The 22156-nt window shown below is 72.6% G+C and carries 19 protein-coding genes and 1 tRNA gene; 10 read left to right on the top strand and 10 right to left on the bottom strand.

The window, feature by feature from the left end:
- Nucleotides 1-57: 57 nt before the first annotated feature.
- The 6 genes from ACFSL2_RS00555 (at nt 58) to ACFSL2_RS00530 (ending at nt 8401) form a co-directional block, all read left to right on the top strand.
- On the top strand, nt 58-1164 hold the full coding sequence (locus tag ACFSL2_RS00555; protein WP_377196002.1) for a chorismate-binding protein: 1107 nt from the start codon (nt 58-60) through the stop codon (nt 1162-1164).
- A 29-nt stretch (nt 1165-1193) separates the two neighbouring features.
- The gene (locus ACFSL2_RS00550; protein WP_377196001.1) at nt 1194-1784 is read left to right on the top strand and encodes a dihydrofolate reductase family protein; all 591 of its coding nucleotides are present in this window, start codon (nt 1194-1196) and stop codon (nt 1782-1784) included.
- A 13-nt stretch (nt 1785-1797) separates the two neighbouring features.
- A complete protein-coding gene (locus tag ACFSL2_RS00545; RefSeq protein ID WP_377196000.1) occupies nt 1798-2646 on the top strand; it encodes an aminotransferase class IV in 849 nt (282 codons plus the stop codon).
- 82 nt (nt 2647-2728) lie between these two features.
- Nucleotides 2729-2800: transfer RNA gene (locus tag ACFSL2_RS00540), tRNA-Val, on the top strand.
- A gap of 758 nt (nt 2801-3558) precedes the next feature.
- Entirely contained in the window at nt 3559-5220 is a 1662-nt protein-coding gene (locus ACFSL2_RS00535; protein WP_377195999.1) for a beta-1,3-glucanase family protein, read from the top strand.
- Between the two features lie 229 nt (nt 5221-5449).
- Entirely contained in the window at nt 5450-8401 is a 2952-nt protein-coding gene (locus ACFSL2_RS00530) for an AfsR/SARP family transcriptional regulator (protein ID WP_377195998.1), read from the top strand.
- Here ACFSL2_RS00530 and ACFSL2_RS00525 read toward each other — a convergent pair.
- The 4 genes from ACFSL2_RS00525 to ACFSL2_RS00510 form a co-directional block, all read right to left on the bottom strand.
- On the bottom strand, nt 8365-10062 hold the full coding sequence (locus ACFSL2_RS00525) for a peptidase inhibitor family I36 protein (RefSeq protein WP_377195997.1): 1698 nt from the start codon (nt 10060-10062) through the stop codon (nt 8365-8367). The two genes, ACFSL2_RS00530 and ACFSL2_RS00525, sit on opposite strands and share 37 nt — an antisense overlap.
- Nucleotides 10063-10167: 105 nt before the next feature.
- Nucleotides 10168-11025 (bottom strand): peptidase inhibitor family I36 protein, encoded by an 858-nt coding sequence (locus tag ACFSL2_RS00520; RefSeq protein ID WP_377195996.1) that lies wholly within the window; start codon nt 11023-11025, stop codon nt 10168-10170.
- A 97-nt stretch (nt 11026-11122) separates the two neighbouring features.
- Complete coding sequence (gene gap, locus ACFSL2_RS00515; protein ID WP_377195995.1) at nt 11123-12121, bottom strand: type I glyceraldehyde-3-phosphate dehydrogenase; 999 nt, start codon at nt 12119-12121, stop codon at nt 11123-11125.
- 140 nt (nt 12122-12261) lie between these two features.
- Complete coding sequence (locus ACFSL2_RS00510) at nt 12262-13218, bottom strand: GlxA family transcriptional regulator (protein ID WP_377195994.1); 957 nt, start codon at nt 13216-13218, stop codon at nt 12262-12264.
- A 140-nt stretch (nt 13219-13358) separates the two neighbouring features.
- Here ACFSL2_RS00510 and ACFSL2_RS00505 point away from each other — a divergent pair, with 140 nt between their 5' ends.
- Entirely contained in the window at nt 13359-13814 is a 456-nt protein-coding gene (locus ACFSL2_RS00505) for a GNAT family N-acetyltransferase (protein WP_377195993.1), read from the top strand.
- Nucleotides 13815-13912: 98 nt separating this feature from the next.
- Entirely contained in the window at nt 13913-15103 is a 1191-nt protein-coding gene (locus tag ACFSL2_RS00500; protein WP_377195992.1) for an exo-alpha-sialidase, read from the top strand.
- Nucleotides 15104-15187: 84 nt separating this feature from the next.
- Here the strand turns inward: ACFSL2_RS00500 and ACFSL2_RS00495 are convergent, their stop codons facing one another.
- The 5 genes from ACFSL2_RS00495 to ACFSL2_RS00475 all read right to left on the bottom strand — a co-directional run bounded on the left by ACFSL2_RS00495 (nt 15188) and on the right by ACFSL2_RS00475 (nt 20218).
- Nucleotides 15188-15910: a DUF1361 domain-containing protein gene (locus tag ACFSL2_RS00495; RefSeq protein ID WP_377195991.1), complete on the bottom strand. Its 723-nt coding sequence runs from the start codon at nt 15908-15910 to the stop codon at nt 15188-15190.
- Nucleotides 15911-15977: 67 nt separating this feature from the next.
- Entirely contained in the window at nt 15978-17540 is a 1563-nt protein-coding gene (locus ACFSL2_RS00490; RefSeq protein WP_377195990.1) for an AbgT family transporter, read from the bottom strand.
- The gene (locus ACFSL2_RS00485; RefSeq protein WP_377195989.1) at nt 17537-18658 is read right to left on the bottom strand and encodes a CE1 family esterase; all 1122 of its coding nucleotides are present in this window, start codon (nt 18656-18658) and stop codon (nt 17537-17539) included. Before ACFSL2_RS00485 ends, ACFSL2_RS00490 begins: the two co-directional genes overlap by 4 nt.
- Nucleotides 18659-18764: 106 nt before the next feature.
- Nucleotides 18765-19532, bottom strand: coding sequence for a creatininase family protein (locus ACFSL2_RS00480; RefSeq protein ID WP_377195988.1), 768 nt, complete (start codon nt 19530-19532; stop codon nt 18765-18767).
- Nucleotides 19529-20218, bottom strand: a complete 690-nt coding sequence (locus ACFSL2_RS00475; RefSeq protein ID WP_377195987.1) for a FadR/GntR family transcriptional regulator — start codon at nt 20216-20218, stop codon at nt 19529-19531. Before ACFSL2_RS00475 ends, ACFSL2_RS00480 begins: the two co-directional genes overlap by 4 nt.
- Before the next feature lie 136 nt (nt 20219-20354).
- Here ACFSL2_RS00475 and ACFSL2_RS00470 point away from each other — a divergent pair, with 136 nt between their 5' ends.
- Nucleotides 20355-20744: a helix-turn-helix domain-containing protein gene (locus tag ACFSL2_RS00470; RefSeq protein WP_377200748.1), complete on the top strand. Its 390-nt coding sequence runs from the start codon at nt 20355-20357 to the stop codon at nt 20742-20744.
- A 65-nt stretch (nt 20745-20809) separates the two neighbouring features.
- The gene (locus ACFSL2_RS00465; protein WP_377195986.1) at nt 20810-21280 is read left to right on the top strand and encodes a VOC family protein; all 471 of its coding nucleotides are present in this window, start codon (nt 20810-20812) and stop codon (nt 21278-21280) included.
- 3 nt (nt 21281-21283) lie between these two features.
- Here ACFSL2_RS00465 and ACFSL2_RS00460 read toward each other — a convergent pair whose 3' ends face one another.
- Nucleotides 21284-22138 carry an LLM class flavin-dependent oxidoreductase gene (locus ACFSL2_RS00460; protein ID WP_377195985.1) on the bottom strand — a complete coding sequence of 285 codons (855 nt, stop codon included), beginning with the start codon at nt 22136-22138 and terminating at the stop codon, nt 21284-21286.
- Nucleotides 22139-22156: the final 18 nt, after the last annotated feature.

Below are 22156 nucleotides of genomic sequence, written 5' to 3'. Positions count from 1 at the left end.
AAGCGTACGATTCGAGCCGTTCCCTCGCACCCGGCCACCGCGGCCCCTCCGTCCGACGTGACGGGAGACACCGGCTGGGCGAGCTTCGCCGGACGCACCGCCACCGGCGCGGTCGAGTGCATCGACGTCCTGGCCGAACCCGAGCGGCTCGAGACCGGGACCTGGTTCGTCGTCGCCGACTTCGAGGCGGGCACCGGGACCCGCACCGACGGCCGGGCCCGCGCGTGGCGCTTCGCCGCCCTGCACGACGCCGCGGCACAGCCCGCCACCACCTGGCACGGACCGCCGAGCGACGCCTGGACCTCGTCCATGGACCGCGCCGGCTACGAGGCCGCCGTCGGCCGGGTGCGCGAGCACGTGCGCGACGGCGACGTCTACCAGGCCAACGTGTGCCGCGTGCTGTCCGCACCGCTCACCGGCTCACCCGGCACCGAGCCCGACGCCCGGGCGCTCGCCACCCGGCTCGCCGTGGGCAACCCGGCGCCGCACGCCGCCGCCGTCCACGTGCCCGCGGCCACGGGCCTGGACCCCGTATGGGTGGTGAGCGCCTCCCCCGAGCTGTACCTGTCGGTGCGCGACGCCCCCGACGGCGCCGGCCGCGTCGTCGAGTCCGGGCCGATCAAGGGCACCGCCCGCACACCGGACGGCCTCACGGACAAGGACCGCGCCGAGAACGTGATGATCACCGACCTGGTGCGCAACGACCTGCAGACCGTCTGCCGCCCCGGCACCGTCACGGTCACCTCGCTGCTGGAGGTCGAGGAACATCCCGGCCTGGTGCACCTCGTCTCGCGAGTACGCGGCACCCTGTCCGACGACGTCGCCCGCTCCGGGGAGCTGTGGCGCCACCTGCTTGCCGGCACCTTCCCGCCCGGCTCGGTCTCGGGTGCCCCGAAGTCGAGCGCCCTGCGGATCATCGGTGAGCTGGAACCCGTGCCGCGCGGTCCGTACTGCGGCGCGGTGGGCTGGGTGGCCGACGGCGAGGCGTCCCTCGCCGTCGGCATCCGCACGTTCTGGTGGGCCGACGGGCTGCTGCGGTTCGGCACCGGTGCCGGCATCACCTGGGGCTCCGACGCCGCGGCCGAGTGGCGCGAGACCGAGCTCAAGGCAGAGCGGCTGGTCGCGTTGGCGTCCACCGGCACGGAGCCCGCCACGGACCGATGAGTCCTCGCCGCCGCCGTCGTCCAACCGGTATGGGAATCGTCAAAGCAGATATGGCAGTGTCGCTCGACGGCTACTCCGCCGGGCACGACCAGAGCCTCGAGCACCCGTTCGGGCAACTCGTGGGCGAACGCCTGCACACCTGGATGTTCGAGTACGGCGACGCGCACCAGGCCGAGGTGGACGCCATCGTCGGCGCCGGCGCGTACATCATGGGACGCAACATGTTCACCGCCGGCCGCGGGCCGCTGGACCCGGACTGGAAGGGCTGGTGGGGCGACGACCCGCCGTACCACGGGCCCGTCTTCGTCCTGACCCACCACGCCCGGGACCCAATCCCGTTGGAGGGCGGCACCACCTTCCACTTCGTCACCGACGGCCCGGAGAGCGCCCTACGGCAGGCGCGGGAAGCAGCCGGCGACGGCGACATCTCCATCACCGGCGGAGCCACCACCCTCAACGAGTACCTCGCCGCCGGTCAGGTCGACGAGCTGCGGCTGCACGTCGTGCCGTTCACGCTCGGCTCGGGCACCCGGGTCTTCGACGGGGTGCCGCCGATCGAGTTCTCCTCCACCTCCGTGCGGCACACGCCCGAGGTCACACACGTGACCCTGCGCCGGTGACAGACTGGACGGCATGACCGTCATCTGGACAGAGGGGCGCATGGTCGCGCCCGACGAGGCCGCGCTCAGCGCGGTGGACCACGGCATCACCGTCGGCGACGGCGTCTTCGAGACCTGCGCCGTCCTCGACGGCCACGCGTTCGCCCTCACGCGACATCTCGCCCGCCTCGAACGCTCGGCCGCCGGCATGGGCATGGCAGACCTCGACCTCCACAAGGTGCGCGGCGGCGTCGACGCCGTCCTCGCCGCAGCCCCCGACGCCGGACGCCTGCGCATCACCGTGACCGACGGCGTCGGCCCCCTCGGCTCCGGACGGTCGGCCGGACCCCAGACCGTGGTGGTGGCAGCGACCCCCGCCGTCGTCGTACCCACCGGACGTGCCGCACGCTCCCCCTGGACCCGCAACGAGAACAGCGCCGTCGCCGGGCTCAAGACCACGTCCTACGCCGAGAACGTCGTGGCGCTCGCGGACGCGATCGCCAAGGGCGGCGACGAGTCGGTGTTCGCGAACACGCGGGGCGAACTGTGCGAGGGCACCGGTTCGAACGTGTTCATCGAGATCGGCGGCGAGCTCGTCACTCCCCCGCTCGGCGTGGGCTGCCTGGCCGGCATCACGCGCGAGCTGCTGCTCGAGTGGGGTGCCGAGGACGGGCTGCCGGTCCGCGAGGCGAAGGACGGCGAGCTGCCGTTCTCGGTGCTCGACCAGGTGGCGGCCGGCGAGGCCCGGATGCTGCTGACCGGGTCGGTGCGGAACGTGCAGCCGACGGTCTGGCTGGACGGTGTGGACCTGCAGATCGGCGAGCTCTCCGTCGCCGCGCGCGACCTGTTCGAGCGGAACATGCGGGAGCGGATCGATCCCTGACCCGAGCAGGCGATCTGGATTTCGCATCCGCGCTCGAAGCAGGCTAATATCGTCCACGCACGCCTTACGGGGCAGGCAGCACGGGCGATTGGCGCAGGGGTAGCGCGCTTCGTTCACACCGAAGAGGTCACTGGTTCGATCCCAGTATCGCCCACCGTGAGAAAATCCCCCTGATCAGCGGAAACGCTGATCGGGGGGCCTTTTCGTTTACCTAGGCATGTCGCTCTGCGGGCCCCTGAGGGACCAACTGACGGACTAAGCGCTCCCCCGGCCCTCAGCCGTGGCGACGTCGAACAGCGGGGCCATGTGCCAGTCCGGCCCGACGTCGGCGACGGCGACGGCCTGATCCATGACGGTGAACGGGGCCTTTCGCGTTGCCGAACCGCACGTTGGCGGCCCCGGGGTCGTTGGACGCTGCCGAACCGCAGCTTCCTCGTCGTTGCGGGCGCCGAACCGCACGTTCCTCGTCGTTGCGGGCGCCCAACCGCACGTTCCTCGTCACCACGAGCGCCCAACCGCACGCCACACGTCGATATGAGCCCCGGACCACTTGTTTCTTGCGGTTCGGCGCCCGGCCGGACAAGCAAGTTGCGGCTCGGCACCCGGCCGCACCAACACGTTGCGGCTCGGCACCCGGCCGCACCAACACGTTGCGGCTCGGCACCCGGCCACACCCGCAAGTTGCGACTCGACCCCGAAGCCCTCCGCCCCACGCCCCAGCCCCCACCCCACAGCCCTCTCACCCCAAGCCCCGCCGGAGCCCTGCCCCACCCCCGAACGCCGGCAGATCGCCCCGACCCACCCCGGATTCCCGCCACCCTAGTGACATAGGCAGGATTCCTCACTAATATCCGTTGCTGACAGTCCAGTAAGTACAACGACGTACCCAACGGAACACGAGGAGCTCTCCCCATGTCACCCACCAGACCCAGACTCCGCAGGCTCGTACGGGCCGTCGCGGCCTTCGGCGCACTGGCCGTCACGGCTGCCACGCTCGTCGTCACGCAGCCCGCGCCGGCAACGGCGGTCCCCGCCACCATCCCCATGACCATCACCAACGACTCCGGCCGCGGCGACCAGGTCTTCATCTACGTCCTCGGCACCCCTGGTGAAGGCCGGCTCGGCTGGTCGGACGCGGGCGGCACCTTCCACCAGTGGCCCACGGTGGGCGGAACGCCCGTCGACGCGCCCGACGCCTCGATCGCCGGCCCGCGGGACGGGCAGTCGATGACCATCCAGCTCCCCAAGCTGTCCGGCCGGGTGTACTTCTCGTACGGCAGCAAGCTGTCGTTCAAGATCGTCAACGACGGGCAGCTCGTCCAGCCCGCGGTGCAGAACCCGAACGACCCGAACCGCAACAAGCTGTTCGCCTGGACCGAGTTCACGCTCAACGACGACGGCCTGTGGATCAACAGCACCCAGGTCGACTTCCTCTCCGCGCCCTACCAGACGGGCCTGCAGAAGAGCGACGGCACGGTGATCAGCACCGGCATGCTCAAGCCCGACGGTTACGCCAACGTCGTCAACGCCCTGGCCGCGACGCCCGGGTGGGGCAACCTCGCCCAGCGGGCACCGGACGGCTCCCTGCTGCGGATCCTGGCCCCTGGTCACGCGATCGAGACCGGGCAGATGGACGCGAACATGATGGCCGGCTACGTCGACCGGGTGTGGGCCAAGTACGCGAACGAGCCCCTCACCGTCGCGCCCTACTCGTACGACCCGGCCGCACGGTTCACGGGCCGGGTGGTGAACGGCGTCATGCGGTTCACCGACTCGTCCGGCGCCTACGTCACGGAGTTCCGCAAGCCGTCGAGCGACTCGATCTTCGGCTGCTACAAGGACCTGGCGGCACCGAACAACGACATCGGCGCCATCGCCCGCACGCTGTGCGCGGGCTTTCACCGCACAACCCTCCTGACGACCACCACCCAGCCGGGCACCAGCACGTCGAACTTCTACCAGGAGCCCGTGACCGACTACTACGCCAAGTACATCCACGAGCAGATGGCGAACGGCAAGGCCTACGGTTTCGCGTTCGACGACGTCCTGGCGCAGGAGTCGCTGGTCCATGACGGCAACCCCACCGCTGCCTACATGCAGCTCGACCCGTTCCAGGGTGCCGCGACGCCCATCGGCGACTCCGACGGCGGTGGGGGCGACGGCGGCGGTGGTGGTGACGACGCCCTGCCGCAGGGCACCGGCCCCGTGCACGCGGCGAACGGCATGTGCGTGGACGTCCCCTGGGCCGACCCGTACGACGGCAACCCGCTGCAGATCGTGAACTGCAGCGGCAACGCCGCCCAGACCTGGACCCGGTCCGGGTCGACGCTCAGCGCGCTGGGCAAGTGCATGGACGTCTCGGGCGGCAGCACGGCCGACGGCGCCGTCGTACAGCTGTGGACCTGCAACGGCACCGGCGCCCAGAGCTGGGCCTACCGGTCCGCCGCACGCGAGCTCGTCAACCCGCAGTCCGGCAAGTGCCTGACGGCGGTCGGCGGCACCCCGCTGCACGACGGCCAGCGTCTCGAGCTGCGCACCTGCTCGGGTGCGGAAGGTCAGCGCTGGACGTTCTGAGTCCCACGGTGCACGCCCCCGGCCGGCGCCCGCGTCGGCCGGGGGTTTCGTCATGTCCGTCCGACGACGAGATGCCGGTGTACTCGTCGGCCCGCAGCACAGGTTCCGGTTGACGCCGGGCGGGCGCACCGCCAGGGTTGTGTCCGGCCCGGGCCAAGGGTCGAGAGTCGCCGTCATGTCTCGCTCGGGGCCGTTTCCCCGACCGGGGGAAGCGAACGGAGTGCTCGCGATGCGCGTCAGGATTCTTGGACCCGTCGAGATCAGCGACAACGACGACTGGCACCCGGTGACCGCGGGCAGGTGCCGCGCCGTGCTGGGCAGCCTCGTCGCGCGGGCGCCGCACCCGGTCGCCGTGGACGAGATCATCGACGACGTCTGGCAGCTGCGACCACCCGGTTCGGCGCCCACCCAGGTCTACGGCTACGTCAGGAAGCTCCGTAGCCTGCTGGGCGACCGCGACGGCACCGTGCTGAGCCGCACCGACGCCGGCTACGTGCTGTCCGTCGGCAGCCTCGGTGTCGACGCCCACCGGTTCGAGACCACGATCCAGCGCGGCCTGGACGCGTTCCGCACGGGCCGGCTCGAGGAGTCGCGCGGCATCCTGGACGAGGCCCTGGCCACGTGGCGCGGCGAGCCGTTCCACGGCGTCCCGCCGGGGGCCCGCGCCCTGGAGATGGCGGTCCGCCTCGAGAAGCTGCGCCTGGCGGCCGTCGAGCACCGCCTGCAGGCCCGGATCGACTGTGGCGAGCATGCCGCGGTGATCGGCGACATCCAGGACCAGGTGAGCCGCCACCCGTTCCACGAGCACCTGTGGCGCCAGCTGCTGGTAGCGCTCTACCGCAGCGGGCGCGAGGCGGAGGCGCTCCACGAGTACGACCGCCTCCGCCGCACTCTCGCCGACGAGCTGGGCACCGATCCGAGCCAGGCGACCCGGGAGGTGTACCAGCAGATCCTGGACCGGAGCCTGCCGCACCCGCCGCACCCCCCGGTGCGGGTGTCCCCCGCGCCCACGGCACCGATCCGCCAGCTCCCGCCCGGGGTGCCCGACTTCGCCGGGCGCGCCACCGAGGTCGCGACGCTGGCGGCGGTCCTGCGTGAGCACGACGCGCCGGACGCGCCCGCCGTCGTCGTCGTGAGCGGCGCTCCGGGGACGGGCAAGTCGACGCTCGCGCTGCACCTCGCACGCTCGGTGCGCACGTCCTATCCCGACGCCCACTTCCATCTCAATCTCGCGGGTACGTCGCCGAGCCCGCGCGAACCGGCCGAGCTGCTGGCGACGATGCTGCACGGCCTCGGCCGGTTCGGCCACCCGCTGCCCGAGTCGGTCGACGCCCGGGCCGCTCTGCTCCGCTCCATGCTCGCCGACCGCCGCACCCTGCTCGTCCTGGACGACGCCGCGCACGCCGCCCAGGTGCTCCCCCTGCTGCCGCCGAACGGGGAGTCGTCGGTCATCGTCACGAGCCGGCACACGCTCACCGACCTGCCGGGAGCCCGGCATCTCCACCTCGGCGCCCTCGACCCCGGTGACGCCGAGGACCTCCTCGCCACGATCGTGGGCGGGGCTCGCGTGGCGCGGGAGCCGGCCGAGGCACGCGCCATCGTCCGGCTGTGCGGCTACCTGCCGCTGTCCATCCGCATCGCCGGCGGCAAGCTCGTCGGCCGCCCGTGCTGGCCGCTGCGCGAGCTGCGGGTACGGCTCGCCGACGAGTCGCGCCGCCTGGCCGAGCTGAGCCTGGGCGACCTCGACGTCCGGGCGAGCGTCGACCTCTCGCTCCGGGCCCTTCCGGCCGACGCGGCACTCGGCTTCGACCTGCTCGGCCTCCTGGGGCCGAACGACCAGCCGGGCTGGGTCCTCGGTGCGCTCGTTGGCCAGGCCGACCACGAGCCCGTCATGGACCGGCTGCTCGACGCCGGCCTGGTGCAGCTGGTCCGGCAGGACGCCGCCGGCCAGGCTCGCTACCGGATGCACGACCTGCTGCGCGTCTACGCGTACGAGCGCGCCGTCGGCCGTGGTCGAGAGATCTGCCGTCAGGCCGCCGACCGGGTCGTGCGCCAGTGGACCCGCCTGGTGGAAGCAGTGCGCCGCGGCCGTCCGCCGAGCATGTTCGACGCCCTCGCGGACGAGCGGCCGGTCGGCCTCGGAGCGCCGTCGGACGACGTCGTACCCGGCCTGACGGAGCCCGCCGCCCTGGACGCGTCCACCTGGCTCGCCGGCGAGCGGCACGCACTCCTCGACGCGGTGCGGCTCGGGCGCGACTGGGCCCTGGCCGCGCCAGGGTCGCGGCTCGCCGGCGCACTCGCCCCCCTGTACGACGAGCGGGCCCTCCACGACGACTGGCGCACGAGCCACGAGGTCATGCTGACGTGCGGCGGCCTGGAGCCGGTGGCGCGCGCCGCGCTCCAGCGCGGGCTGGCCCAGGTCATGATCTACGCCGACGAGTTCGAGCCGGCGGCGGACCACCTGCGGGACGCCCTGCGCGCGTACGAGTCGGCGGGGCACGCGATGGGCAGCGCGCTGGCCCTGGCCGGGCTCGGCACCATCCACCGGTTCCGTGGCGACACGACGGCGGCCGAGGAGTGTCTGCGGCGCGCGCTCGCTACCGTGGTCGCGGCCGACGACCCGCCCAAGGAGGCACTCCTGCGCGGGGCGATCGGCCGGGTGCTGGTGGCCCAGGGCCGGCTGGCCGAGGCGCGGCCCTGGTACGACGCCGCGCTCCGCCTGGCCCGGCACAGCGGCGACGGGCACCGGGAGGCGGTCACGCTCCGTGACCTCGGCTCCCTCGAGCACGGCCTGGGCCGCCCGGCCGCGGCGATCGGCGGGCTCCAGCACGCGGTCCGGCTGTTCCGGGAGCTGCGGGACGAACGCTGTGTCGCGCTGACCCTCCTGCAGGCCGGCGCGGTGCTGATCGACCTGGGCGACCACGGGCCGGCACGAGCGGCCCTGACGGAGGCGGGCGAGCTCTTCGGCCGCTGCGGCCTGTGGGACGAGGCCGACCGCTGCCGGGCGCTGCTCCGGCACCTGTGCGGCGAGGTCCCGGCACGCGTACCCGGCGGGGCGTCGGCACCGACGCCCGAACCGGCGCCGATACCCGGCGGCGCCCCGCGGTCGTCGTCCGCCGGGCGCCGCTCAGTGCTCCCGCCGGATCAGCGGAAGGTACCCGACCCGGCGTCGAACCGGTGACGGGCGCCGTGCTCGTCGACCAGGACGAGCACGCCGGCGTGCGCCGAGGCGACCCGGAGCGTACCCGCGCCGGGCACGTCGACGACGTCGTGCGACCGGAGCATCCCGTCCGTACCCGCTGAGGCGATCAGGAGCCGCCCCAGGCTCGCGTCCGTGCCGGACCGGCCGGCCCAGACGATCAGCGTGCGATCGGCCACCTGCCCGACCCACCGGTTGCCGCCGCGGAACTCCGCACCACGGGCGGGTGCCTCCGCGTCGGCGAAGATCCCCGACGGCCACACGGTCTCCGTGTACGCCGTCGTGCGCTCCGACCCGCTGTCGAGAGCCGTGGTGGTCTCCTGCCAGTGGATGTTGGTCGGTGCCCCCGGGTTGGTCGCGGTCCGGCTGTCACCGTCGAGCTGCTCGTTCAGCTGCGTCCAGGCGGTGGCCGGGCTGTTGTCCGTCCCGGTGCACCCGCCGCGCTGGTCGCATGCGCCCCGCTGGGCCATGACCGCCGGGAAGGACATCGCCGCCCCCTTGCGGTGGGCGTACAGCGACAGGTTCTTCCACTGCTTGGCCTGCGACCCGGTGGTCGTGTAGATCTCCGGCAGCGGTCGCGCCGCTCCCCTGGTCGAGACGTACCAGATCGTGTCCGCGCTCAGCCCCGCGTTGCAGCTGCCCGCCGAGGGCACGGACGAGGTGGGGCACCCGTCCGCACTGCCGAAGTTCACCAGCGGACGGCGACCGGTGACGCCGTTGTAGCCGTCCAGCATGTTCCGCGACTGGCCGTTGAGCCCTGATCCGGCGCCCCAGGCCTCGAAGTCGACGGCGCCCCAGGCCGTGGCCTGCGAGTAGTCCGCCAGGTCGCTCGCCGCGCCCTTGGCCGCGCGTGCGAGGGCACGGCCCGCCGCGCCGGTCACCGCGGAGCCGGGGTAGTTGCTCGTGCCGAGGCCGATGCGGAGCACCGACGTCGTGTCGGCCCCGGTGCAGCCGTCGTAGCCCTTGCCCATCGCCACCACCATCCTGCGCGCGTCGGCGAAGGTGCGGTCCGCCCCGCCGAAGTACGAGAGCCGGTGCACACCGTCACCGCCCTTGGTGGTCTTGCCGAACGCCAGCACGATGGTGTGGACCTGACGACCTCCCTGGTTCCGGTCCGAGGTGCCGATGCTGCAGCCCACGTTCCGTGCCCACGTCGTGCTCTGGGTGGAGACGTAGTAGCTCGGGCGTGACGACGGCGCCGCGACGAACGGGCCGAACTTGTGCGAGGCGTTGTTGTTGTACAGCGCCGGGCCGAGGTTGACCTTCGCGCCCGCGGCGACGGCCTGGTAGGTACCGCCGTAGTTCGAGTTGTAGTAGACCCGCACGGTTCGGCCGGAGCGGTTCCAGACCGAGGCCGCCTCGTTCTTGACGCACTCGCCCTGCCCGTTGCCCGGGCCCTTGAAGTCGAAGCACGAGGGCTGCGTGGTGCCGTAGTCGGCGACCGACACGTCGAAGTCGGACACCGAGCCGGCATGGTCGCTGTTGTAGTAGTAGCAGAACTCGCCGGACGCGCAGACCCCGTCCCGCGCTCCTGCGGCCTGCACGGGCGGCGCGGTCCCGACGGCGAGCAACCCGCTGCCCGTGAGGGCGGCGAGCGCCGCTGCCGCGATGACGGCTGCGAAGCGCTTTCTTGTCCTGGACATCTTCTCCCCTGGCTCTCACGTGACGTTCGCGCTGGACGGATGCCCGGGGGCGCGCCCTGGCGGACGCGCCCCCGGGGACGGAGGCCCTGCGGCCTCGGCCAGGTGTCAGTGGTTGACCTTGAACCAGGGCTGGGCCCAGCCCAGGTAGGTCTGGCCCCACTCGTTCTCGACCTCCGCGATGGTCGCCTTGGAGATCCGGTTGTAGCCGTCGATGTCGTTGGAGACGAACTCGCCGCCGCCGATGGAGATCATCACGTGGCCCGCGCCGGAGCTGCCGCCGCGGAAGAAGGCCAGCCCGCCGGCCGGCACGCTCCGGTCACCACCGTGCCGGTGGGTGCTGGGGATCTGGCCCCAGTGGATGTAGGCCGTCGCGGAGCCGCTGTTCGAGTGGCCGTAGGCGTTGGCGACGAACCGGTCGCACAGGCCGCCCCAGCCGGTGGCGCCGATCCGGTTCTTGGCCCAGGTCACGGCACCCGCACAGGTCCGGGGATTGTTGAAGGAGTTCTTGCAGCCGGCGGTCGAGCGCAGCGGGCCGACGTCGTGGGAGGCGTTGTTGTTCTTGAGCGTGGCGTTGAGGTTCCTCTTGTCGCCCGCCTGGAACGTCTGGTAGGTGCCGCCGTAGTACGAGTTGTAGTGGACGCGCACGCGCTTGCCGGTGCGGTTCCACACCGAGGCGGCGTTGTTCTTGATGCACTGGCTGTAGCCGTTGCGGCCCGACGTCCGGAACTCGTAGCAGGACGCCGGATCCGTGCCGTAGTTGCCCAGGTCGCTGGCCGGGTGGTCGGAGATCGACCCGGCGTTGTTGCTGTTGTAGTAGTAGCAGAACTCGCCCGACTCGCAGACGCCGTTGCGTGCCGTGGCGGCCTGTGCCGGCGCAGCCGTCACGGTGGTAGCCAGGAGACTGCCGATGAGGGTCAGGACGACCGCGGCCGACGCGGCGACGCGGTTCTTTAGCTGTGTCATGCTCACTTCCCCACTCCTTGCGTAGACGGACGGCAGTAGCCTGCGCCGGCCACCTACATCCGGCCTACATCCGCGGGGAGAGTGCCCGGACCAGCGTTTATTCGCGCGCCAGCAGTTCCAGGGTGTCGATCACGCGGTGGGAGAAGCCCCACTCGTTGTCGTACCAGGCCACGACCTTGACGTGCTTGCCATCGACCCGGACCAGCGCGGCGTCGAAGATCGCGGACGCCGGCTCGCCGGTGATGTCGCTGGAGACCAGGGGCTCGTCGGAGTAGTCGAGGACGCCCTTGAGCCGGCCGTCGGCCGCCGTGCGGTACGCCGCGAGCACCTCGTCCCGGGTGACCTCGCGGTCGACCGTGGTGTTCAGCTCCACGAGGGAGCCCACCGGCACGGGCACGCGGATCGAGTCGCCGGACAGCTTGCCGTTCAGGTTCGGCAGCACCAGGCCGATCGCCTTGGCGGCGCCCGTCGTCGTCGGCGCGATGTTGACGGCGGCCGCCCGCGCCCTGCGCAGGTCCCGGTGCGGTCCGTCCTGCAGGTTCTGCTCCTGCGTGTAGGCGTGGACGGTGGTCATGAAGCCGTGCTCGATACCGGCCAGGTCGTCCAGGACGGACGCCAGCGGCGCCAGGGCGTTGGTGGTGCACGACGCGTTCGAGACGATCACGTGCCGGGCGGGGTCGTACGAGTCGGTGTTGACGCCGTAGGCCAGCGTGACGTCGGCCCCGGCGGAGGGCGCGCTGACCAGGACCCGGCGGGCTCCGGCGTCGAGGTGCGCGCGGGCGGCGTCGGCCGAGGTGAACCGGCCGGTCGACTCGAGCACGAGGTCGACCTCGAGCTCTGCCCACGGCAGCTTGGCGGGCTCACGCTCGCCGAGCACCTTGATGCGCCGGCCGTCGACGACCAGGTCGGACCCATCGACCTCGACGGAGCGGCCGAGGCGGCCGAGCGCGCTGTCGTACTTGAGCAGGTGCGCGAGCGCGTCGGGGGCGGTGAGGTCGTTGATCGCGACGACGGTGAGGTCGCTGTCGCGCTCGAGCAGGGCGCGGAGGGAGTTGCGGCCGATGCGGCCGAAGCCGTTGATGGCGATGCGAGTCATCAGGTTTCCTTTCGTCGGCTCCATGCTCCGCGGCTCGCCGTCCCGCCGAAAGCGGCTGGAACGCCATGGTGCGCAAGGAAACCGCCAGCGGTCACGCCACCGCTCGCAAGGATCTCGCCAGCCCTCTCTCGGCGCACCTGTCAGGCGGAGAACGTGTGCCGGTACTCCGTCGGCGACGTGCCCAGGATCCGGTGGAAGTGCAGGCGCAGGTTGGCGGCGGTGCCCAGCCCCACGCGGTGCGCGATCTGCTCGACGCTCAGGTCGCTGCGCTCCAGCAGCTCCCGCGCCAGATCCACGCGTGCCCGCAGCACCCACTGCATCGGCGTGTAGCCGGTGTCCTCCGCGAACCGCCGCGAGAACGTGCGCGCCGAGACCCGCGCGTTGCGTGCGAGCGCGGCGAGCGTCAGGGGCTCGGCCAGGTGCTCGAGGGCCCACGCCCGCGTGTCGGCGAACACGTCGCCGAGCGGCTCGGGCACGCTGCGCGGCACGTACTGCGCCTGTCCCCCGCTGCGGTACGGCGCCGCCACCAGCCGGCGGGCCACGTGGTTGGACAGGCCGACGCCGTGGTCGCGGCGCACCAGGTGCAGGCACAGGTCGATGCCGGACGCCGCGCCCGCCGACGTCAGCACCCCGCCCTCGTCCACGAACAGCACGTTCTCGTCGACCTGCACGAGCGGATGCCGCTCCCGGAGCGCCTTGGTGTAGTGCCAGTGGGTGGTCGCCCGCTTCCCGTCGAGCAGGCCGGTCGCCGCCAGCGCGAACGCCCCGGTCGAGATGGCGGCGAGCCGCGCCCCCCGGGCGTGCGCCGCCTTGAGCGCCTCGACGACGACAGCGGGCGGGTCGGCCGCGGCCGGTGTCCGGTAGCCGGGGACGAACACCGTGTCGGCGCGCTCCAGCGCGTCGAGCCCCTCCGCCACGTGGTACGAGAGGCCGTCGCCGCCGGTCACTAGCCCCGGCGCGGCACCGCAGACGCGCACCTCGTAGGGCATGCTCGGGCGGTTGGAGAACACCTGCGCGGGGATGCCGACGTCGAGCGGCTTGGCGCCCTCGAGGACCAGCACGGCGATCTGGTGGTTCCTGCGGCGCGACGCGGTCACGCTCACGATCCTATGTGCGCGGCAGAGCCGGAGGTCCGCGCCGGGAACGCGGTGCGGGCTGGACCCCGCGGCGCCGCGACCAGGCCGGATCGCGTGTTCGCACCGGATCTGCGCGCGCGGGCCCGTGCCAGGCTGGCGCCATGCCGACAGACCTCGTGATCAGGACCGCGACGCCCGACGACGCCCGTGCGCTGTCCGCTCTGCGCTGGCGCTGGGCGGTCCCCGACCGGCCGCCGAGCGCGGCGGAGGCCCAGGAGTTCGCCGGTGCGCTGCGGCAGTGGATGGAGGAGCGCGGCGACCGGTCGGTCTGCACGATCGCGGTCCTGGACGCGGAGCTGGTCGGCATGGCCTGGCTGGCGGTGTTCGAGCGGGCGCCCAACCCCGGCGACCTCGTGCGCCGCTCGGGTGACGTGCAGAGCGTCTTCGTGCTCCCGGAGCACCAGGGCAGGGGCATCGGCCGGCGCCTGATGGAGGCGGTCTGCGCCACCGCCGACGCGCTGGGCGTGCGCAAGCTGACGCTGGACGCCAGGGAGACGGCGGTGCCGTTCTACGAGCGCCTGGGGTTCTCGGCCCGGAACACCTTGATGCAACGTTGACTCAACCGTCCGTGGGTCACTACGGTGACGGGCGGTCGGCCGTCACCGCGGCGACCCACCACTGTCCGAGATCAGAGTCGATCCGAGAGGTGATAGGCATGTCCGCTGCACGACGCTTGTTCACGGCCCTCGCACTCGCCGCCCTCACACTGACCACCGCCGTCGTCCCGGCGACCGCCACCGGCGGTGCCGCGCCTCCGCCGGGCGGCGCGGAGAACGGGACCCGGCTGATGGAGGGGCCGGCCCTCTATCCGCGCGCCATCCGGCTGGAGCACTCCGGCGAGGCGAACGGCACCATCATCGCGAGCGCCGTCACCTTCGCCGGCGGCGCCGGGCACGGCGCGATCTTCTCCAGCACCGACGACGGCCGCACGTTCGACCGGGTCGGCACCATCTCCGACCCGGGCGCGGCCGAGGGTCTGTGCTGCTCGACGCTGTACGAGCTGCCGCGCCGGGTGGGCGACCTCGCGGCCGGCACGCTGCTCTGGTCGGCGTCGGTGGGCCAGGAGGCAGACCCGGCCACCCGCCGGATGACGCTGCCGGTCTGGGCCAGCACCGACCAGGGCCGCACCTGGGAGCACGTGTCCACGGCGGCCACCGCCGCGGGCAGCAAGGGGTTGTGGGAGCCGGAGTTCGCCGTCTCCCCCGACGGCGACCTCGTGCTCTACGTCTCGGACGAGAACCAGCAGCCGGTGCACAGCCAGACGATCGTCCAGACGACGTCGGCGGACGGGGTGAACTGGTCCCCACTGGAGAACGTCGTGGCGGCCAAGGACCCGGCGCTGCGCCCCGGGATGCCGGTGGTGCGCCGCCTGCCTGGCGGTACGTACCTGATGAGCTACGAGATCTGCGGCCCGGGCCAGAACTGCCGACACCTGACCCGCCGGTCGCCCGACGCGGTCAGCTGGGGACCGGTCGAGCACCTCGGCAAGCCGGTACGCACCGTCGACGGCACCCACTTCCGGCACGCCCCCACGATCAGCTGGTACAACGATGGCACCGACGACGGGCGGCTGCTCGGCGTCGGGCAGATGCTGTACGGCGCGGACGGGACGGTACAGCCGGGCAACGGGTCGACGATCATGACCAACGACGCGGCGCCGGAGTCCCCCTGGCGCACGGCCGACGCCCCGGTCCGGATCTTCGAGCCGTGGAACAACTACTGCCCCAACTACAGCTCGAGCCTGCTGGCCATGCCCGAGCGGGATGAGCTGCTGGAGCTGGCGACCGGGTACGACGCGGTGGGCGGCACCTGCACCACCTACTTCGCGGTGGGCGACCTGCCTTAAGCCCTGCGGACCGCGCGGACTGCGGCCCTGACTCGGTGTACCCGGTACGCCGGGTCAGGGCCGCAGTCCTCGCACGCCGTCGGCTCACCGGCTCACCGCGGCCGCCGCGGCCACCGCTACCAGCACGGGCGCGACCAGGACCAGGTACAGCAGACCGAAGAACATGGTGTGCACCACGACGAACCCGGCCAGGGTCCGCCGGTGTGCCGCCACCCGGAAGTGTTCGACCAGCTTGCGCACGAACGACCCCGGGTGCAGCAGGTCCCAGGAGTTGAACCGGACGTACCGGCCCAGGTAGATGCCGACCGCCACCAGCACGAGGGTGACCGCCACCAGCAGCCAGGAATCGGGCTGCCGGTACGGGTCGTCGGCGTTGGGCCGGGCGACCAGCACGTACACGAGCTGCACCAGCAGCACGTTGAGCAGCGTGTTCAGCACGCCGGACAGTGCCAGGGCCAGCACCATCACGATGTCGTACCACAGGGGTGCGGGGTCGTCCCGGCGGCGGTGGGAGAAGTTCAGCTCGGTCACCAGGTACGCCGCGTTCGGCAGCAGCAGCACCCAGACCAGGGCCACCAGAGCGGCCACCCCGAGGACGGCGAACCGGGGTGCGGGCACCGTGACGAGTGCCGTCAGCAGTGCCAGACCGATCGCGAGCACCACGGCCGGGGCCACGGACAGCCCCATGTTCAGCACCATCGGCCAGTACACCGGGAGCCGGAACATCGGTGCGCGCAGCAGCACCAGGGCCAGCGCGTAGACGTTGAGCAGGACGATGCCGAGCGGCAGCAGCAGGATGGCGGTCATCACCGCTCATCCTCGCCGGGACCCCGCCGTCACGCGCGACGACGGGGTCCCGGGCGGGGCGGCCAGGTCACCGCACGGGCGCACCCGGGCCGAGCGGGATGCCGAGCCACCACCACGCGAAGAACAGGCACGTCCACGCGATCGTCATGCACACGGCCAGCGGGAGGGTGTACGAGGCGAGCGTGCCGATGCCCGCGTCCTTGCGGTACCGCTGCAGGAAGCCGAGCGCCATGATGAAGTACGGGCTCATCGGCGTGATGGCCGTGGACCCGGAGTCGGCGATGCGGAACAGGGCCTGCGTGGTCTCCGCGGGCACGTCCAGCAGCATGAGCATCGGCACCACGACGGGCGCCGCCATGGCCCACATCGCCGAACCGCTGGTCACCAGCACGTTCACCAGGGACAGCAGCGCCAGGATCCCGAGGAACACGAGCCAGATGGGCACGCCGGTGGTCTCCAGGGCGTTGGCCGAGTTCACGGCGATGACGTCGCCGATGCGGGTCCACTTGAAGTACTGCAGGAACTGGGCGATCGCGAAGAACAGCACCAGGACGGGCGCCATCTGGCGCACGCCCTCGGCCATCAGCCTCGGCACGTCGGCGGCCTGCGCGATCGACCCGGAGCGGACCCCGTAGACCGTACCCACCAGGGCGAACATGACGGCCACGACCGCCGCGATCCCGCCGAGGAACGGTGACTCGGTGAGGCTGCCGTCCTCTCCGCGCAGCGGGGACGACGACGGCAGCACCGCCGCGACGACGGCCGCCAGCGCCACCACACCGGCCAGCACGGCCAGGCGCAGCGCGGACCGGTCACGCGGCGTGAGCTCGAGGCTCGCGACATCGTCCAGGTCGGCGTCCGGGTCGGCGTCGAGATCGGGACGCTTGGCCAGCACCAGGTTGGTGACCAGCGTGATCACCGTCGCCAGCACCAGCGACGACGCGATGTTGAAGAACCAGTTGCTGACCGGCGAGACGTAGGCGCTCGGGTCGATGATCTGCGCGGCCTCCGTGGTGATGCCCGCGAAGATCGCGTCGTTCGGCGTCGGGACCGGGCTCGCGTCGTACCCCGACGCGATGGACGTGTACGCCACGACGACGCCGAGGATCGGCGACTTGCCCACGGCCCGGAACGCGAGCCCGCCCAGCGGCACCAGGATGATGTACGCGGCGGCGCTCGCGACGTGCGACACGGTGCCCGCGAACGCGACGGCGAACACCACCCACGACACGGGGACCCGGGAGACGGAGACCTTCATCGCCGCCGACAGGAAGCCGGTGCGCTCCGCGATCGCGACCCCCATGATGACCGCGACGATGGTGCCCATCGGGCCGAACCCGGCGAAGTTGTCGATGGCCGTCTCCACGGCCATCGCGAGCCCCTCGCCGCTGAGCAGGTTCTCGACCACCACCTCCTCGCCGTCGGCGGGCGAGATCACGGAGACACCGGCGGCCGAGAGGGCGGCGCTGGTCATGCCGAGGATCGCCGCCAGGATCCAGAACAGCCAGAACGGGTGCGGCAGCGCGTTACCCAGGCGTTCGACGACGGCCAGGGCACGCAGGACGCGTGGCAGACGGTCCGGTTCGGTCCCGGCGGCGCCGCCCGTGCCGCGTGCGGAGGTGGCGGTCATGACGTCGCCCCCTGCTCACGCTCGTCGAGGAACCGGACCGGGAGCCGCTCGTTCCGCAGGAACTCCCACATCACCTCGTGGGCCTCGATGCTGTGCGTCGCGTACCCACCGCCGGAATAGCTGTCCTCCCCGGGCCAGGTGTGGCCGCCGCCGAGCACCGCCACGTGCGTGACCTCGGCGCCCGCCGCACAGCCGGTCCACCGGTAGGTGGTCACATCGTCCGCCGTCTCCTCGACGCGTGGCCCGGCGGCGCAGCCGTTGCGGTCCACCCAGCCGCCGGTCCAGTCCAGGATCGCCGGCAGGCCCCGGTCCGTGCTGCCGCCGTACGGGATGGTGGCGTCGGCCGTGCCGTGGAACTCGATGACCGGCACCGGCCGCCGGGGCGCGCAGTCCGGGTGGCCGGTGCCGTAGAACGCTGCGGCGACCGGCGCCACCGCCGCGACCCGGTCCGACAGCTCGCACGCCAGGATGCCGGTGAAGCCCCCGCCGTTGGACTTGCCGGTGGCGTACACGCGCTGCCGGTCCACGCACAGGTCCGACTCCAGCGTGTCCAGCAGATCGTTCGTGTAGGCCACGTCGTCGACCCCCGGCGCGGAGTACGGGGCGCCCTCCCAGGCCTGCCGGTCCCGGTCGCCGGTACCGATCACGCCGTTGCCGTAGGCCACGACCGCCGGCAGCGCGTCCAGCCCCGCGAACGCCTCGGTACCCGCGCCCGTGTTGCCGCGACCGTGGAAGACCAGCACGACCGGCCAGGCGCGGTCGCTGCGGTACTCGTCGGGCAGGTGCAGCTGCACGGTCCGTTCCCGGCCGTCGCTGGTCAGCGTGCGCAGCACGCTGCTCCCGGGCTCCTGGCCCGGATCCGTACCGCACCCGGCGGAATGCCCGGGACGGGCGGCGGCGGGGAGCACGCCGTCGGACGGCGACATGGCGGCAGCGGCCGGCACGGGTACGGGTGCGGCCGGCGCGGGTGCGGCGGACACCGGGGTGGCGCCGAGGGGCCCGGCCAGGCCCGAGACAGCGAGCGCCAGCGCCGTCAGGAGCGCCGCGCGGCGGCCGGGCCGCCGTCGGGCACCCCGGGCGAGAGTGTGGTCAGGAGGTGGTGCTGTCGTCGTTGACATGCGAGTCCTTTCTGCGTGCCTGCCCGCGAAACGGGCATGACGGGATGGACACCTGGCGGGCCAGGTGCGTCGAGTGGTGCGGTATGGGTCGTGGGCGAGGGCCGGCCTAGGCGGCCAGCCACTCCTCGAGGAAGGTCGTGATCCGGCCGACGACGGCCGCCACGATCGCGGCACCGTCCTCGGCGGTGACGCGCCGCGGGTCGCCGAGCACGCCGTTGGGGCTGAGCCGGTCGTACGGCAGGGTGAGCGCCGGCTGCGCGTGGTGGCGCGCGACCCGCGAGACGTCGTCGAGCTGGTCCGGGGTGGTGGTGCCCGGCTCGAGACGGTCGGTGTGCACCAGGTGCGGTGCGAGGTGCAGCATCTGCGCGGTCTCGGCCTCGCCCGAGTGACCATGGACGGCGCTCGGTTCCAGCGCCCCGACGGCGTCGCCCGCCAGCGCGGTCAGGGGCGACCAGGCGAGCTGGATCCCCGGGTGCGAGACGAGCAGGTCCTGCGCCACCGTGGTCAGCGTCGCGTTGTTGCCACCGTGCCCCGTGACGACCAGGAACCGCGTCCAGCCGTGGCTGTGCAGGCTCGTCACGTACTCGCGCACAACGGCGGCGAACGTGCCCGTCGTCAGCGTCACCGTGCCCGGGAACGCCATGTGGTGCGGCGACACCCCGACCGGGATCGACGGTCCGACGACGACCCGCCCGGACAGGCGGGCGGCGACCTGCGCCACCACGGCCTCCGCCCGCACCAGGTCGGTCCCGAGCGCCATGCCCGGGCCGTGCTGCTCCAGCGCACCGGCCGGGATCACCACGATCGTGCCGCGGGCCACCGCCTCGGCAGCCTCCACGGTGGTCATCTCCGCGAGCCGGTCCGGCACGCTCATGGCGTCACCTCGCCGAAGTCCGCGGCCTCCAGCGACTCCCAGATGGTCGTCAGGTGCGCCCGGGTGAGGCGCTCGGCCGCACCCCCGTCGCCGTCACGCACCGCCTCGAGGATCTCGAGGTGCTCGGCGTGGTCCCGGTTGCGGTCGTCGTAGCGGAACCGGATCTCGGTCTGCTCCGACGCCCGCACGTGCAGCAGCGCCTCCACGGTCTCGCGCAGCAGGTTGTTGCCCGACGCCCCCGCCAGCTCCACGTGGAAGTTGAGCGCCGGCCGGAACCCGTGCACCGGCGGCTGCAGCGCCGTGGCCGTCGCGGCCTCCAGGCGCTGCAGCGCCGCGGTGTCGCGGGCGCTCGCGGCCAGCGCGGCGATGCCCGGTTCGATCACCAGACGGGCCTGGACGAGCTCGATCACCGAGGAGCGCGTGATGTGCGGACGGTGCGGGTTGGCGAGCACCGAGCGCTCGATGCCCGGGCCGATGTACGTGCCGGACCCGTGCCGCAGCTCGACCACGCCGGTGGCCTCGAGACGCCGCAGGGCTTCCCGGACGGTCGGGGTGGTGACGGCGAAGCGCTTGGCCAGGTCGCGGGAGGACTCGAGCACGTCGCCCGGTCCGAGGCTCTCGGAGCGGATCAGCTGGACGATGTCGTCTGCGAGCTGTTCCGAGAACGAGGCTCTACCTTGAGTCATGGAAGTGACTAAATCACTTAGTGATTACTCCGTCAAGGCCGCGGGCGCCACCGGCCACGGGCGTCACCCGCCCCGGGCGCCGTAGGCTGGCCGCGTGACTGCCAGCACGGCGAGCCGCCCGAGGGTGGGCCAGGCGATGTCTCCCCGCGAGCGCGACAACCGTCTGCTGCTGCGGGCCCGGGACGCCATCGACCGGGACTACGCCCACCCGCTGGACGTGCCGGCGCTCGCCCGCATCGCGCACGTCTCGCCGTCCCACTTCAGCCGCACCTTCCGGGCCGTCTTCGGGGAGACACCGCACCGCTACCTGCAGCGGCGCCGGATCGAGCGCGCGATGGCGCTGCTGCGCGACACCGCCCACCCGGTGACCGAGGTGGCACTGCTGGTCGGGTCCAACAGCCTCGGCACGTTCAGCCGCACCTTCCGCGACGTCGTCGGCCTCTCGCCGAGCGAGTACCGGCGCCGGTCGCGCCAGTTCTCCGCCCCCGTCTGCTTCACGAAGAGCTGGATGCGACCCGCGAGCTGAGCGGCTCCAGGGCCGAGCAGTTTCGGAGAAGCACGCCGCGCCGGTGCCGCCGTAGCGTGACCAGCATGTTCCAGAACATCTCCATCACCGCCGTCAACGTCATCGACCAGGACGAAGCCCTCGACTTCTACGTCGGCAAGCTCGGGTTCACCGTGAGCAACGACGTCGACCTGGGCTTCATGCGCTGGCTGACCGTCGCCCTCCCGGCCGACCCCGACCGCCACCTGCTCCTCGAGGTACCGGGTCCACCGGCGCTCAGCGAAGACGTCGCAGCCCAGGTCAGGGACCTGCTGACCAAGGGAGCGCTCGGGGTCGCGTGCATCCTCACCACCGACGACTGCCGCCGCACCTACGCCGAGCTGAGCGCCAAGGGCGTCGAGTTCACCGAGGAGCCGGTCGAGCAGCCGTACGGGATCGACTGCGCACTGCGCGACCCGTTCGGCAACCACATCCGGATCACCCAGCCGGCCACCGGCCCGGTGGAGGTGACCGACGAGGACATCGCACGCTGGGGCGGCGCCCCGCAGGACGGCTGAGGCTCACGGCCGCGGCGGTCCGGCCTCGACCCGGCGGAGCACCGGTCCCAGCGAGTGCAGGTCCGGCGACGTGTACAGCCCGCGCTCGTCCCACCAGGTCGCCCCGGCCTCGGCCAGCGGGCCCACGACGTCGTCCGCCAGCTGCGGCGTCGTGGATCCGCCGGCCACGACGTCGAACGGACCGTCGGCCACCCGGTGCTCGGCCACGTACGCCGTGACCTGACGCATCTCGTCCGGCGTCGGCGGCACGCCGTGCTCCGAGGCGAACAGCGGCACCACGCCGTCCCAGCGCGCCGCGCGCCGGAACGGCCGACGGTTGGGCCAGAACCCGCCCACCCACACCGGCGGCCGCGGCCGTTGCACGGTCGCCGGGAGGAGCTCCACGTCGTGCACCCGGTAGTGCGGCCCGTCATGGTCGACGCGCTCCCCCGCCCAGTACCGGGCGAGCAGGCCGAGGCCCTCGTCGAGCCTCGCCGCCAGCACCACCGGGTCGGTCGCGTCGCCGAAGCTGCCGAACTCGTCCTCGACCGGCCCACCGAGCCCCGCACCGAAGGTCACTCGGCCACCGCTGAGCACGTCGAGCGTCGCCACCTGGCGGGCGAGCTGTTCCGGACGCCGCCGGGCCACCGGGGTGACCAGGGTGCCCAGCCGGATCCGGGACGTGGCGAGGGCCGCCGCGGTCAGCAGCATCCACGGGTCACCGAACGGCAGGCCACGGCGCATCGTCTTGCTGTGCACCACGTGGTCCCAGACGAAGAGGCCGTCCCACCCGGCCTCCTCGGCCGCACGGGCCACCCGCGCAACGGTGCGCGGGTCGGCGAAGTCGCCGAAGTTGGGCACGTTCACCGAGTACCGCATCAGGCACCGGGCAGGGCG

Origin of the sequence: Promicromonospora aerolata (assembly GCF_042682255.1) — a bacterium.
Classification (GTDB): domain Bacteria; phylum Actinomycetota; class Actinomycetes; order Actinomycetales; family Cellulomonadaceae; genus Promicromonospora; species Promicromonospora aerolata.
This window is presented reverse-complemented; position numbering and strand designations above follow the sequence as displayed.